The sequence below is a fragment of the Pararhizobium sp. genome (assembly GCF_035497515.1).
Classification (GTDB): domain Bacteria; phylum Pseudomonadota; class Alphaproteobacteria; order Rhizobiales; family Rhizobiaceae; genus Pararhizobium.
In genome coordinates this window covers 1-13,191 of record NZ_DATJDJ010000241.1, presented here as the reverse complement: position 1 = coordinate 13,191, position 13,191 = coordinate 1, and the positions used below count along the sequence as shown (strand labels likewise).

Below are 13,191 nucleotides of genomic sequence, written 5' to 3'. Positions count from 1 at the left end.
GGCTACATTTGCGCTTAAATGGTTAATGGAGCGTTGCATCAGCGGCTTTCCAAGCTGGCAAACATACTCACGAAATGTTTCATTTCGCGCCATGAAAATCCGAACACCATTGGAAAACATCGGCTTTCACGGGACTCTCACCACGATGTGTGCGGCGGTGACAGGATGTGCGTTTGAATCCCGATGCAGCTTTGTTACGTAAATTAGCAAAAGGGAGGCCGAGATGACCATCATAGACGACCTTGAGTCGCGTTCCGATTCTCTGCTGGCCACGGGCAAGGTCATCTATCGCCACAAGGTGGCGACCCGCCTTACCCACTGGACCTGGGCGATCGCGCTGTTTTTCCTGCTGTTGAGCGGGCTGCAAATCTTCAATGCTCATCCGGAACTCTATATCGGCAAGCAATCGGGCTTCGAGTTCGATAACAGCGTCCTGGCGATGCATGCGGCCCAGGCCACCGATGGAACGGTCGACGGCTATACCACCATTTTCGGACGCAGTTTCAAGACCACCGGCGTCTTCGGCATGAGCGGTCCGGCCGACAATCCGTCCTATCGCGGATTTCCATCCTGGGCGACGCTCCCTTCCTATCAGGACCTGTCGACCGGGCGTGTCATCCATTTCTTCTTTGCCTGGTTTTTCGCGGCGGCGTTTCTCGTCTGGTTCGTCAGCAGCCTGATCAGCGGTCACCTGAAACGCGATATTCTGCCGACCATGACGGATATCCGGGCCTTGCCGAAGAGCATTTCGGATCATCTGCGATTCCGTTTCCATCATGACGGCCGCTACAATGTCCTGCAGAAGCTCGCCTATGCCGGCATCCTGCTCGTCGTCTTCCCGCTGATCATTTTGACGGGCATCACCATGTCGCCGGGCATGAATGCCGCCTGGCCGTGGCTGCTGGATATATTCGGCGGACGGCAGACGGCGCGCACCATCCATTTCCTTTGCATGGCGGCGCTGGTGGCTTTCTTTCTCATTCACATCTTCATGGTGCTTGCGGCCGGGCCGCTCAACGAACTGCGCTCGATCATCACCGGCTGGTACCGGACCGATCCTGAGACGAAAGAGGAGCACTCTGCATGAGCCGGATCATCGTCAACCGCCGCAAGTTCCTCACCATCGCGGGGGTTGCTGCCTCTGCCATCCCGCTGTCGGGCTGTGATGCGCTTGATGGCTTCCTGTCCGGCCAGAGCCCTGTTCGCGATTTTCTGGCATCCGCCAACGGCCTGACCTACCGCGCCCATCGCATGCTGATCGGCGCCGATACGCTGGTGCCGGAATTTTCAGCGAGCGAAATCCGCCAGGGCCAGCGGCCGAACGGCTCCACCGATCCGACCGACGAGGCCTATCTGGCGCTCAAGGAAAAGACCTTCGCCGATTACCGGCTGACCGTCGGCGGGCTGGTGGAAAAGCCGCTGACCTTCAGCCTCGACGAATTGCGCAACATGCCGACGCGCACCCAGATCACCCGGCATGACTGCGTCGAGGGCTGGAGTTGCATCGCCAAATGGACCGGCGTTCCGCTTGCGACGATCCTCGACCAGGTGAAGGTGAAGCCGGAAGCGAAATTCGTCGTCTTTCACTGCTTCGATACGATGAATCTCGGCCTGTCCGGCGCCATCGCCTATTACGAATCGATCGACCTGATCGACGCGCGCCATCCGCAGACCATTCTCGCCTATGGCAACAACGACCAGGCGCTCTCCATTGCCAACGGCGCGCCGCTCAGAGTGCGCGTCGAGCGCCAGCTCGGCTACAAGATGGCAAAATACATCAAGGGCATCGAACTGACCTCGACGCTGGCCCCGTTCGGCCGCGGCAAGGGCGGATTCTGGGAGGATCTTGGCTATGACTGGTATGGCGGGATTTAGACGTTTGTATCGTCGAACGCTTTCGCCCTGGACCCGCCCGGCGTCAGGTCGCCAATGAAATCGCCGATACCCGGACGTTTGAGGGCCCGGAATGGCATGGGCCGGCACAGATCCATGGCGGCAATGCCGATGCGGGCGGTCATCAGGCCGTTGATCACGCCTTCGCCAAGACGGGCCGACAGTTTCGAGGCAATGCCGTGGCCCAGCACCTGCTGGATCAGGCTGTCGCCGACGGCGATCGAACCGGTGACGGCCAGGTGGGCGATGACGTCGCGCATCAACCGCAACAGGCCGAACGTACCCGGCCGGCCGCCATACAAGTCAGCCATCGCCCGGATCAATCGCGCGGATTCGTACATGACGTAACCGAGATCGACCAAGGCGCGTGGGCTCACGGCGGTGACGATCGAGACGCGCTTCGACGCGTTGAGGATCAGCATGCGGGCCTGCCGGTCGAGCGGAGTCAGCAATTCGCGCTCCGTGAGGTCAAGCAGATGCGGGCCATCGATGATCTCGGTTTCCGTTTCCTTCAACCGCAAACGCCCGCGCGCGGTCTGCGGCTTGGCGGCCAGGAGGTGAACGAGATGCGCCATGACCTGCCGGGCAGGCTTTGCCGTTGGCGCCGCGCTGGCGGCGGACGCTTCCTCTTTCAGTGACTGGACAGCGTTCAACCGCATGATGCCGGCCATCTCACGGCCGATGACGACGAGGAAGGCGATGAGGCCGACGGCTGCCGTGGCGATGGCGAGATAGCCAAGCCAGTCGGCGCGGGTGAAGAGATTGCGGATCAGGCTGTCGATCCAGAGGCCAACGGCCAGCGATACGAGCAGGCCGAGCGCGCCAAAAGCAAGCTTGCCGAAGGAGAAGCGGCGCTTGCGCGGGATGGCCTCCGGCGCTTCCGGAAGGGACGTCGTTGTCGCCGCGAAGGGATCGTCGGCATCCGCCGTCATCACGATGTTCTCGCCGAAGCTCGCGGGGGAGCGATTTGTCGGTTCCGGTTTTTTGAGAGAGCCGCCCTGATCGTTTTCAAGCGTGAAGACGGCGGGCTTGCGCTGGGGAATCCTGGGCGTGTCGCTCATGCCAGCCGGTCTCCGAACAGGAATTGCATGGCCCGGTCGAGGCGGATATGCGGCACCGACAATTTCAGGCCGCCGCCGGTCTCCTCGATATGGGGCGGACGAAACCGCACGAAGCTCAGGTTGGGAACAAGGCTCTCTTCCGGTTTTGATTCAAGGTCTTCAAAAAGTGAATCCGGATTTTGCGGTAAGTCACCGGTAAATATGGCTGTTTTTCGTTCTCCGTCGAAGGTTTCGCCGTTGATCGTCTCGCCCGCGATCGGTGTGCCGACGATCACCGGCAGGGCATGGCCGTCATGGTTGACGGCCGCTTCGCGGGTCGCGCGGACCGACGCGATCGCCATCACCTCCAGCCCCGCGCCGCTGACGCCGATCCGCTCGACGGCGCGGTGGACGAGACGTTCGGTGATCCGCTCCAGCCGGTCATGGCTCTCGTGGTGCAGGTGATCGGCCTTGGTTGCGGCGATCAGCACCTTGTCGATCCGCTTGGTGAGGAAGGACGACAGGAAGGAATTGGTGCCCGGCTGGAAGCTGGCGAGCACGTCAGCAAGTGCTCCCTCCAGATCCAGCAGCGATTCCGGACCGCGATTGATCGCCTGCAGCGCGTCGATAAGCACAATCTGCCGGTCGAGCCTCGCGAAGTGTTCCCGGAAGAACGGTTTTACCACATGCGTCTTGTAGGCCTCGTATCGCCGCTCCATCATCGCCCAGAGCGAGCCTTTCGGCGCCCGGCCTTCGGGCAGGTTGGCGAGTGGCGAAAAGGTCAGGGCGGGCGATCCCTCGAGATCGCCCGGCATCAGGAAACGGCCCGGCGGCAGAGTGGAGAGCGATCGTTCGTCGGATTTGCAGGCCTGCAGATAGCGGGTGAAAACCTCGGCCAGCCGGCGCGCATCGACTTCTTCCGCCGGCTGGGCGATGTCGAGGGAGGAGGCGAGCGACAGCCAGTCGGCCGACAGTTCGGCACGCACGCCGGTTTTGGCGCGCTCCACCGTCCGGTCGCTGAAGGTGCGAAAATCCTGCGTCAGCAAGGGCAGGTCGAGCAGCCACTCGCCGGGATAATCGACGATGTCGATCGACAGCCTGCCAGGTGAGAACAGTCTGTTCCAGCCGGATGCGCTTTCGTAGTCGAGGGTGATGCGCAATTGCGAGATGGCCCGGGTGGAATCCGGCCAGGTTCTATCGCGCACCAGCGCCGTGATATGATCTTCGTACTGGAAGCGCGGCACCGCATCGTCCGGCTGTGGCTCGAGCCGTATTTTCGAGACTCGGCCGGAGCGGACCGCTTCAAAAACCGGCAGGCGGCCGCCGTTCAGCAGATTGTGGACCAGCGACGAGATGAACACTGTCTTGCCGGCGCGCGACAGCCCGGTGACGCCGAGCCGCAGCGTCGGATGGACGAAGCCCGAGGCCCGGTCGGCGAGCGTATCAAGCGCAAGCCTTGCATCATCGGTGAAGCGGGTCAGGAATGGCGGCAAGGTATCGGGCCTCGGATATGCGTTCGATCTGGTCACGGGCGGGCGGGTCATCTGCGATATAGGGTGCGCAAGCGGCCGAAAAAAGGTTGCGGCCGCGTCTTGAGCGGGCTTACTCCATGTGCCCGTCGGGCATGATGAACGCCACCAGCCTGCCATGCGGCAAGGCATCGGCGCGCGGGCGGACCTCGAAATCGATGGCTGCGAGTGCGCCGGGCGGGTAGCCGACTGGAAAGACCTCGGACGCGGATTGCTCGCCGATGCTCTCGCGCAGGATTTCCTCGATCACCGGATTGTGGCCGACGACCATGAGGGACGAGAGGCTGGTATCCTGGCTTGCGATAATGTCCCGATAGACATCGGCGGTACCGGCGTAAAGAGCATCCACATGGCGGATGTCCAGGTCTTCCCGTACCGAGCGTCGGAAAGCGTCGGCCGTTTGGCGGCACCGGACCGCGGTCGAGCACAGCACCAAATCAGGCTTGAAACCGCGATCGGAGGCAAGGTCGGCGACGATCTCGGCGGCGGCAAAGCCGGTATCGTCGAGTGTTCGGTCAAAGTCCGTCTGACCGAGCAACGCCCAGCCGGCTCTGGCGTGTCGGAGAAGGAAGAGCCGGAAAACCGGGGCAGGTGCGGCGGACATGAAGCGGGATCCCGGATTGTGACACGACCGGCCGTGGGTCGGACCGTTCAGCTTTGTCCGCCGGAGCTTCGCAAAGATCAAGACACGGCGATCTGTTTTTCGAGCGTGGCATCGATCAACAGGCCGAATTCGTCACCGCTCAGGCGGGCGGAAAAGACATTCTCGTTGGAAAGCGCCCTGAGACGACGGGCCGCCTCGGTCAGTAGATGGTCGCCGGCCGCATGGCCGAACGTGTCGTTGACGGCTTTGAAACCGTCGAGATCGATAATCCCGACCGCGAGCTTGCGATCTTCCTCCGTCGCCCGCGCCAGACGGCGGACGAACTCGGCTGCGCCGGTTCGGCAGTTCCGTCAGGCTGTCGGCGCTGCACATAACTGCAATACCCACAAGCCGGCTGGCTTCCGCGCGGCGACATATCCCCGATGTCGGCCGCAAGTCAATTTCGTGCAAAAACCTGAACCTGTAATTTTGATGAAATATTAGCCTGTTAGCCTGCAATCCGAGCAAGGCTTAAAAAACGGTGCGCTGTTTTTCAGAGACTTGAAAGAGCGGATGCATAGAGTTATACACCGCCGCATATGAGATGTTCTTCAGGAGAATCGCGTTGAGTGAGAAGATCGATCTTAGTTCCTTCGTCCTTTCGGAGAACGAGGAATTCATGAATACCAATCAGCGGGCGTATTTTAGAGCAAAACTGAACGCCTGGAAAAACGACATCCTCCGTGAAGCCCGCGAAACGCTGGGTCATCTTGCCGAGGAAAGTGCAAACCATCCCGACCTTGCAGACAGGGCATCTTCCGAAACCGATCGCGCCATCGAGCTTCGGGCCCGCGACCGCCAGCGCAAGCTGATCTCTAAGATCGATGCCGCCGTGCAGCGGCTCGATGAAGGGACTTACGGTTACTGCGAGGAAACCGGCGAACCGATCGGCTTGAAGCGCCTCGATGCGCGGCCGATCGCGACACTGTCGATCGAGGCGCAGGAGCGTCACGAGCGTCGGGAAAAAGTCTACCGCGACGAATAAAACGTTTTGGCGGGACGTGATCCAACAAAAAACGGCGCGAGATCATCGCGCCGTTTTTTTTGTTCGGGTTTGTCCGACGGGTGTCGATCGGCTCGACCGATTCCATGCGAGAATCAGTTCTTCCGGGTGACGGCGATTTCGCTCAGCATGCGGTTCATCTCGTCTTCCAGAGAGGGTTCGTTGCGTCCGCCGGGTGTGGTGCCGAGCCGGGGCTCCTGTCGAACCGTGGCGTTGGCCGGACTGTTACGCTGCTCCGCTTCCAGACGAATGTCGTCCACCGTCAGCTTGCCGAGGTCTCCGGTGATTTCGGCATCGAGAATGCGCTCGAATTCGGCTGCCGACCTCTCCCGCTGGGCTTGAACGGCAGGCTGGGTTTGCAAGACCGGCTGTGTCTGGATGGCCGGCACCGCAGCCTGCGTTGCCGCAACGAGCGGACCGGGCTCCGTCTGAGGGCGCTGCACGGGAACAGTCTGATTGGCAGCGAGGACACGGTTCCTGGCGGATTCCAGAATATCCTCTGGCGTGCGGGCCGCGCCGCCGGGCGCGGGCTGCGGAATGGCGGACGACGCGACCGGTTGGGGGCGCGGCTGCGGGTCCGGGATTGCAACTGTGTGCTCCGGTCTAGGCTGGCGCACCACGGTTTCCGGCTGAGAGCGGCTCAGGGTCGGCTGGACTGCACGGACAGGCTGCGGGGCGGTGTCGGTATTGTCACCATAGAGCACCTGGCCCATGCCGGATACCGGCGCCGGCCGCGTTTCGGGTTGCGGTGCCACGCGACGCTGCTCTGCCGCCGGACGCTCGATCGGGCGTTCCGGCAGGGCACGTTCGGGCTGCGGTCGCGCAACACCGGCTTCCTGTGTGACGACGGCCGCCGTGGCTACCGGCGATGGCGTGGCGATCCGGCTTTCGATGACCACATCCGTCGGCCCGCCGATCATGATAAGGTGTTCGACATCGTCGCGCCGTACCAGGACCAGCCTCCGACGCGTGTCGATCGCGGCCGCGTCGAGCACGGCGAGCCTTGGCTGGCGGTTCTTGCCGCCGCGAATGAAGGGAGAGGAGGGCCGGTTGCGAATGAACCACAGCACGCCCACAAGGCACAACAGACCCAGAGCCACAGCGCCCGCGGCAATGATGAATTTGGTACCGTTGTTGCCAACGATCTCTTCGATCATGTGCTGTACTCCTTTGATACCGGGTTCCGCATTTATTTGACGGCTTTTTTCAGACCGAGGCAAGCAGCATCGCGCATTGTCCCGTTCTCATTCTTCAACCCGCATGTAGCGTTCGTATCCTGTTCGACGAGGGGATCGGGGACATTCCCTGTGAATTGACGGCAATGCCTTTCATGCAAGTGCTTTCTGCTATTCCCTCTGGCTGGTAAAGGTGATTCCTGCTTGGTGTTCCGCAGTCCGCCGGCGCGGATTGCATATCCGCCCCGGTTGTCGCCAAGCGGAGCAAACGAGCCGAAACCACGACCATTCCGGTTGTGCGTGTGGTGCGGTGGCAAACGAGGACCTTATGACGAAATTGCGGCAGGCGGGTGACTATCACATGCCTATAGTGGATCGTGGAACCCGGCCCGGCACGGTGCTGAGGATCATCCTGCTCGCCGTCGTGCTGACGGCCTCGGCGGTGTCCTTCGTCGTCTTCAAGAGCCAGCTCGAAAACGAGATCGTGCTCGGCATTCTCGGCGTGCTGGCCATGGTCGGAATCTTTTTCCTGGTCTCCTCCGTCATCGGCTTCATCGAGGTCATGCCGCAATCGCGCCCCGACGAACTGGCGCGCGCTTTCCTCGACGGCCATCAGGACGGGACGCTGGTCACCGACCGCAAGGGCCGCATCATCTACGCAAACGCCGCCTATGGCGGGCTTACCGGCGCGACCAAAGCGACCGAGATCCAGTCGCTCGAAACCATCCTGTCGCGCAATCGCGAGGCGACGGAGGCGATCTACCGCCTGACCAACGGTCTGCACGAAGGCAAGGCCGGCCACGAGGAGTTTCGCCTCCTGAAGCCGCTCAGCCCAGGCGGCGGCTCGGCCGGGTCCGGCGCACACTGGTTTCGCCTCAAGGCACGGGTGCTGCCGCTCGAGGACGGCGAACGCAACCCGCTCTACATCTGGCAGATTTCCGATATCACCTCCGAACGGGACGACCAGGAGCGTTTCTTCAAGGAATTGCAGAACGCCATCGATTATCTCGACCACGCGCCGGCCGGATTCTTTTCCGCCGGCAAGAAGGGCGAGATTTTCTATATCAACGCGACGCTCGCCGACTGGCTGGGACTTGATTTGACGAAATTCCACCCCGGCTCGATGACCATCGCCGACCTCATCGCGGGCGAGGGGCTGGCGCTTGTGCAATCCGTGCAGGCGGAGCCGGGGCTGAAAAAGACCAAGACGCTCGATCTCGATCTGCGCAAGGCCAATGGCCAGGGTTTTGCCGTGCGCATGGTGCACCGGGTATCCTCGGCGCGCGACGGTGCCCCCGGCGAAAGCCGGACGATCGTGCTCGCCCGCTCGAACGACGATGAAAGCGACCAGTCGGCCTCGATCGCCGCCATGCGCTTCACCCGCTTCTTCAACAATACGCCGATGGCGATTGCCTCGATCGATGGCGATGGCCGGATATTGAGAACCAACGCGCCGTTCCTCAAACTGTTTTCCGCCGTTGTTTCGCAGGACGACATGGAGCATGGCGCGCTGCTCGAAGCGGTCGTGCATGAAAGCGAACGGTCGCGTCTGCGCGAGGCGCTGGAAGCGGCCAAGGACCGGCAAGGCGATATTCCGCCGATCGATTCGCTGCATCCGACCGACGAAACCCGCCATTTCCGCTTCTACGTAAACGCCGTCATCGACCAGAGCGACCAGGCGCCGGAAGAGGCGGCGATCGTCTATGCCGTCGAGATCACCGAGCAGAAGGCGCTCGAGACACAGATGGCGCAGACGCAGAAGATGAACGCGGTCGGCACGCTTGCCGGCGGCATCGCGCACGATTTCAACAACGTGCTGACGGCCATCCTGCTTTCCTCCGACCACCTGCTTCTTTCCGCCCGACCTTCGGACGCAAGTTTTGCCGACCTGATGGAGATCAAGCGCAACGCCAACCGTGCCGCCGTGCTGGTGCGTCAACTCCTTGCGTTCTCGCGCAAGCAGACGATGCGCCCGACGGTGCTGTCGATGACCGATGTCATCGGCGATCTGCGCATGCTGGTCGATCGCATGACCGGCACGAACGTCAAGCTCGAGGTCGACTACGGCCGCGATCTGTGGCCGGTGCGCACGGACCTCGGGCAGTTCGAGCAGGTCGTGCTCAACCTTGCGGTCAATGCTCGCGACGCCATGCCGAACGGCGGCGTCATTACGCTCAGGACCCGCAATCTGCCGGCCAGTGAAGTGGCGGCGCTGAACCGCCGTGACCTCCCGGAAGACGATTATGTCGCGGTGGAGGTCTCGGACCAGGGCACCGGCATTCCGCCTGAAATCCTCGACAAGATTTTCGAGCCCTTCTTCACCACCAAGGAAGTCGGCAAGGGCACCGGGCTCGGCCTGTCGATGGTCTACGGTATCATCAAGCAGTCCGGTGGCTACATCTATCCGGAATCCGAAGTCGGCAAGGGCACGACCTTCCACATTCTGTTGCCGCGTTACATCGAGGAAACACCGCTGCCGGGTGAAGCCGCTGAAACGCAAGCTGCGACGGCACTCGCAGCCAGGGTTTCGGTCAAGGAAGAACCGACTGATCTCACCGGCAACTCTGCCGTGGTCCTTCTGGTCGAGGACGAGGAGGCGGTACGCCGTGGCGGCAAGCGCATGCTGGAGACCCGCGGCTACACCGTGCACGAAGCTGGTTCCGGGGTCGAGGCGCTGGATATCATGGAAGAGCTGAACGGCGCCGTCGATATCGTCGTGTCCGACGTCGTGATGCCGGAAATGGACGGTCCGACGCTCCTGCGCGAAATCCGCAAGAGCTATCCGGATTTGAAGTTCATTTTCGTCTCCGGCTATGCGGAAGACGCCTTTGCCAGGAACCTGCCGGCGGATGCGAAATTCGGCTTCCTGCCGAAACCCTTCTCGCTCAAGCAACTGGCCGTCGCCGTGCGCGAGATGCTGGACAGCTAACGTTCTGTCTCCATGTCGCGTATTTGCGCGTCATGGGAAGAATGGGAGATTGCCGCGTCTGTCGCGGCAATCTCCCCTGTTCCTTATTGGACGGTCATGGCAACGGCGATTTCGGCTGCCAGACGGGCGTTGTTTTCGACAAGCGCGATATTGGTTTCGAGGCTGCGACCGTCCGTCAACCCGAAGAGATTGTCGAGCAGGTAGGGCGTGACGGCCTTGCCGGTGATCTCGTCACGATCGGCATTGTCGAGCGCCCGGGTGATGTAGATTTCCATTTCCTCGCGCGGGATTTCGTTTTCCTCGGGAACCGGATTGGCGATCAGCATGCCGCCATCGACACCGAGCAGGTCACGCATCTTCTGGAAATTGGCGATCGCCGCCGGGCTGTTGAGCATCAGCGGGCTCTTCAGGCCGCTGTCGCGCGACCAGAAGGCCGGGAAGATCTCGCTGTCATAGGTAACGACGGGAACGCCGCGGGTTTCGAGCACTTCCAGCGTTTTCGGGATATCGAGGATCGCCTTGGCGCCGGCGCAGACGACGACGACGCCTGTGCGCGCAAGTTCGTCGAGGTCGGCCGAGATGTCGAAGCTTTCCTCCGCCTTGCGATGCACGCCGCCGATACCGCCGGTGGCAAAGACGCGAATGCCGGCGCGGGCGGCGGCGATCATCGTCGCGGCAACGGTGGTCGCGCCCGTGCGCCGCTCGGCGATGGCAAAGGCGAGATCGGCGCGCGACAGTTTCATCGCCCCTTCGGTCTGCGCCAGGGCTTCGAGCTGGGTTGCTTCGAGACCGATATGCAGCACGCCATCGATCACCGCGATCGTTGCCGGCACGGCGCCTTCCTCGCGGATGATCGCCTCGACGCTGCGGGCCATGTTCAGGTTGCCCGGGAACGGCATGCCATGGGTGATGATCGTCGATTCGAGCGCGACGATCGGTGCATTGCGCGCCTTGGCGGCCGCGACTTCGCTGGAATATTCCATCGGCAGGAACGGGGAGGCGGGTCTGGTCATCGCATGTCCTTTTCTTTTTTGAGGCGCGTTCATGACAGGATTTCGGCTGGCGGCACAAGGCCAATCACTTGCGCGATGGCCTCGCGCGACATTTTTTCCGAAACGGCAAGCGGCGAGCCGACAGTGATGACAGCGGCCGCGACCCCGGTGCGCAGGCATGTTTCGAGCGGCTGCCCGTCGAGGAAGGCCGACAGGAAGCCGGCGGCCAGCGCATCACCGGCCCCGGTGACATCGCCGAGCTGGTCGAGCGCCGGCGGAGAAACAGTGACGATCCGGTCGCCCTTGAAGGCGATGGCCGGTTTGCCGCCGCGGGTAATGACGCCGCCATCGAGCCCGGCAGCACGCAGGATCGCGGGCCATTGTGCCGAATCCTCGGCATCCCCGCCGGTCAGCGCCCGCATCTCCGCCTCGTTCATGAACAGGAAGCCCATGTCGGCAAGGCACGCGCTGAAACGCATGACCTTGGCCGGCGAGATCGCGATGCCGGCGGTGATCTTTGATTCCGACGCAGCCTTGCGGATGAGGACCGTGATGGTTTCCGCCGGCAGGTTGGCATCGGTGACGATCAGGTCGCTTTCGGACAGGACTTCGCGCATGGCGCGCTGCTGCAGCCGGCGCGGCGAAAACAGCCGATAGAGATCCATATCGGCAAGCGCGATCACCAGATTGCCGTCGTTTTCGAGGATGGCGGTGTAGCTTGGCGTCTTGCGGTCGAGGAAGATGAAGGGCCGGTCGATGACGCCGGCATGACTGGCCGCGAGCGCCACCGTTTCGCCGGCCGTGTCGCCGCCGCGCGGACTGATCATCCGCGCCTCGAGGCCAAGCCGGGCAAGGTTTCGCGCCGCGTTGAAGCCGCCGCCACCCGCTTCCTCGAACCAGGTTCCGGGATTGCTGGCGCCCGGCGCCGTCGTCCCGGTGATGCGCGCGCGGCGGTCGATATGCGCGCCGCCGAAGATGGAAACAACTTTGCCCGTCATGCGATGTCCCGTGTGCCGTTTGGTGGCGATTCGTTCTTCAAGGGTGTGGATAGGCGTATTGCCGGATCGTTTTCGCGTTCCGTTGCGAATATCGGAACAAGAAAAGAACACTCATTCGTTTGTTGTGATGATTCAAATGGACAGATCGCTCTTGTAAAATGAGAACAAAAAGTGTACATAGCTTTCATCGGCGGCTTCATTGCCTCATTAGCCTCCATAACCTAAAGGTGGATCACATGGCACAAAACTCTTTGCGGCTTGTAGAGGATAAATCGGTGGACAAAAGCAAGGCACTTGAAGCGGCACTGTCCCAGATCGAACGTTCGTTCGGCAAGGGATCGATCATGAAGCTCGGTGGAAAAGACAGCATCGTCGAGATCGAGACCGTTTCCACGGGCTCTCTCAGTCTGGACATCGCATTGGGCATCGGTGGCCTGCCGAAGGGCCGCATCATTGAAATCTACGGCCCGGAAAGTTCGGGCAAGACGACGCTGGCGCTGCAGACCATTGCCGAGGCCCAGAAGAAGGGCGGAATCTGCGCCTTCGTCGATGCTGAACATGCGCTCGATCCGGTCTATGCCCGCAAACTCGGCGTCGATCTGGAAAACCTGCTGATCTCGCAGCCGGATACCGGCGAACAGGCGCTCGAAATCACGGACACGCTGGTTCGCTCCGGCGCGATCGACGTTCTCGTCATCGACTCCGTCGCCGCCCTGACGCCCCGTGCTGAAATCGAAGGCGAAATGGGCGACAGCCTGCCGGGTCTTCAGGCCCGCTTGATGAGCCAAGCGCTCAGAAAGCTCACGGGCACCATCTCCAAGAGCAAGACGACCGTGATCTTCATCAACCAGATCCGCATGAAGATCGGCGTCATGTTCGGCAATCCCGAGACGACGACAGGCGGAAACGCGTTGAAGTTCTACTCGTCAGTCCGCCTCGACATCCGTCGCGTGGCTGCGTTGAAGAACGGCGATGACGTGATCGGCAAC

General features: G+C 61.8%; 12 protein-coding genes. 5 read left to right on the top strand and 7 right to left on the bottom strand.

The genetic code is table 11. The features are described from left to right. Window positions 1-223 precede the first annotated feature (223 nt). Window positions 224-1,087: a cytochrome b/b6 domain-containing protein gene (locus tag VL202_RS25150; protein ID WP_325466791.1), complete on the top strand. Its 864-nt coding sequence runs from the start codon at window positions 224-226 to the stop codon at window positions 1,085-1,087. Then, complete coding sequence (locus VL202_RS25145) at window positions 1,084-1,875, top strand: molybdopterin-binding protein (protein WP_325466790.1); 792 nt, start codon at window positions 1,084-1,086, stop codon at window positions 1,873-1,875. The genes VL202_RS25150 and VL202_RS25145 overlap by 4 nt, the downstream gene beginning before the upstream one ends. On the opposite strand, the gene VL202_RS25140 is transcribed toward VL202_RS25145, so the two are convergent. From VL202_RS25140 to VL202_RS26030, 4 genes are all read right to left on the bottom strand, one after another. Continuing rightward, window positions 1,872-2,954 carry a TIGR01620 family protein gene (locus VL202_RS25140; protein WP_325466789.1) on the bottom strand — a complete coding sequence of 361 codons (1,083 nt, stop codon included), beginning with the start codon at window positions 2,952-2,954 and terminating at the stop codon, window positions 1,872-1,874. The genes VL202_RS25145 and VL202_RS25140 overlap by 4 nt on opposite strands. Then, window positions 2,951-4,426: a YcjX family protein gene (locus VL202_RS25135; RefSeq protein ID WP_325466788.1), complete on the bottom strand. Its 1,476-nt coding sequence runs from the start codon at window positions 4,424-4,426 to the stop codon at window positions 2,951-2,953. Before VL202_RS25135 ends, VL202_RS25140 begins: the two co-directional genes overlap by 4 nt. A 109-nt stretch (window positions 4,427-4,535) precedes the next feature. Then, a complete protein-coding gene (locus tag VL202_RS25130; protein WP_325466787.1) occupies window positions 4,536-5,066 on the bottom strand; it encodes a histidine phosphatase family protein in 531 nt (176 codons plus the stop codon). A gap of 77 nt (window positions 5,067-5,143) precedes the next feature. Continuing rightward, window positions 5,144-5,377 carry a GGDEF domain-containing protein gene (locus VL202_RS26030; RefSeq protein WP_414692947.1) on the bottom strand — a complete coding sequence of 78 codons (234 nt, stop codon included), beginning with the start codon at window positions 5,375-5,377 and terminating at the stop codon, window positions 5,144-5,146. 293 nt (window positions 5,378-5,670) lie between these two features. Between VL202_RS26030 and dksA the strand changes: the two genes are divergently transcribed. Beyond that, complete coding sequence (gene dksA / locus VL202_RS25120; RefSeq protein WP_325466785.1) at window positions 5,671-6,090, top strand: RNA polymerase-binding protein DksA; 420 nt, start codon at window positions 5,671-5,673, stop codon at window positions 6,088-6,090. Between the two features lie 113 nt (window positions 6,091-6,203). Here dksA and VL202_RS25115 read toward each other — a convergent pair whose 3' ends face one another. After that, window positions 6,204-7,265, bottom strand: a complete 1,062-nt coding sequence (locus VL202_RS25115) for a histidine kinase (protein WP_325466784.1) — start codon at window positions 7,263-7,265, stop codon at window positions 6,204-6,206. Window positions 7,266-7,611: 346 nt separating this feature from the next. On the opposite strand from VL202_RS25115, the gene cckA reads away from it, so the two are divergent. Next, window positions 7,612-10,212 carry a cell cycle histidine kinase CckA gene (cckA, locus tag VL202_RS25110; protein WP_325466783.1) on the top strand — a complete coding sequence of 867 codons (2,601 nt, stop codon included), beginning with the start codon at window positions 7,612-7,614 and terminating at the stop codon, window positions 10,210-10,212. An 83-nt stretch (window positions 10,213-10,295) separates the two neighbouring features. Here the strand turns inward: cckA and VL202_RS25105 are convergent, their stop codons facing one another. After that, complete coding sequence (locus VL202_RS25105) at window positions 10,296-11,225, bottom strand: pseudouridine-5'-phosphate glycosidase (RefSeq protein WP_325466782.1); 930 nt, start codon at window positions 11,223-11,225, stop codon at window positions 10,296-10,298. A 29-nt stretch (window positions 11,226-11,254) separates the two neighbouring features. Then, on the bottom strand, window positions 11,255-12,202 hold the full coding sequence (locus tag VL202_RS25100; RefSeq protein ID WP_325466781.1) for a carbohydrate kinase family protein: 948 nt from the start codon (window positions 12,200-12,202) through the stop codon (window positions 11,255-11,257). A gap of 236 nt (window positions 12,203-12,438) precedes the next feature. Here VL202_RS25100 and recA point away from each other — a divergent pair. Then, the coding region (recA, locus tag VL202_RS25095) for a recombinase RecA (RefSeq protein WP_325466780.1) at window positions 12,439-13,191 on the top strand (753 nt) is incomplete at its 3' end.

Bases quoted from the DNA above. Each gene is read 5' to 3' on its own strand.
- VL202_RS25150 (WP_325466791.1), top strand. From the start codon at position 224: ATGACCATCATAGACGACCTTGAGTCGCGTTCCGATTCTCTGCTGGCC.
- VL202_RS25145 (WP_325466790.1), top strand. From the start codon at position 1,084: ATGAGCCGGATCATCGTCAACCGCCGCAAGTTCCTCACCATCGCGGGG.
- VL202_RS25140 (WP_325466789.1), bottom strand. From the start codon at position 2,954: ATGAGCGACACGCCCAGGATTCCCCAGCGCAAGCCCGCCGTCTTCACG.
- VL202_RS25130 (WP_325466787.1), bottom strand. From the start codon at position 5,066: ATGTCCGCCGCACCTGCCCCGGTTTTCCGGCTCTTCCTTCTCCGACAC.
- VL202_RS25115 (WP_325466784.1), bottom strand. From the start codon at position 7,265: ATGATCGAAGAGATCGTTGGCAACAACGGTACCAAATTCATCATTGCC.
- cckA (WP_325466783.1), top strand. From the start codon at position 7,612: ATGACGAAATTGCGGCAGGCGGGTGACTATCACATGCCTATAGTGGAT.
- VL202_RS25105 (WP_325466782.1), bottom strand. From the start codon at position 11,225: ATGACCAGACCCGCCTCCCCGTTCCTGCCGATGGAATATTCCAGCGAA.
- VL202_RS25100 (WP_325466781.1), bottom strand. From the start codon at position 12,202: ATGACGGGCAAAGTTGTTTCCATCTTCGGCGGCGCGCATATCGACCGC.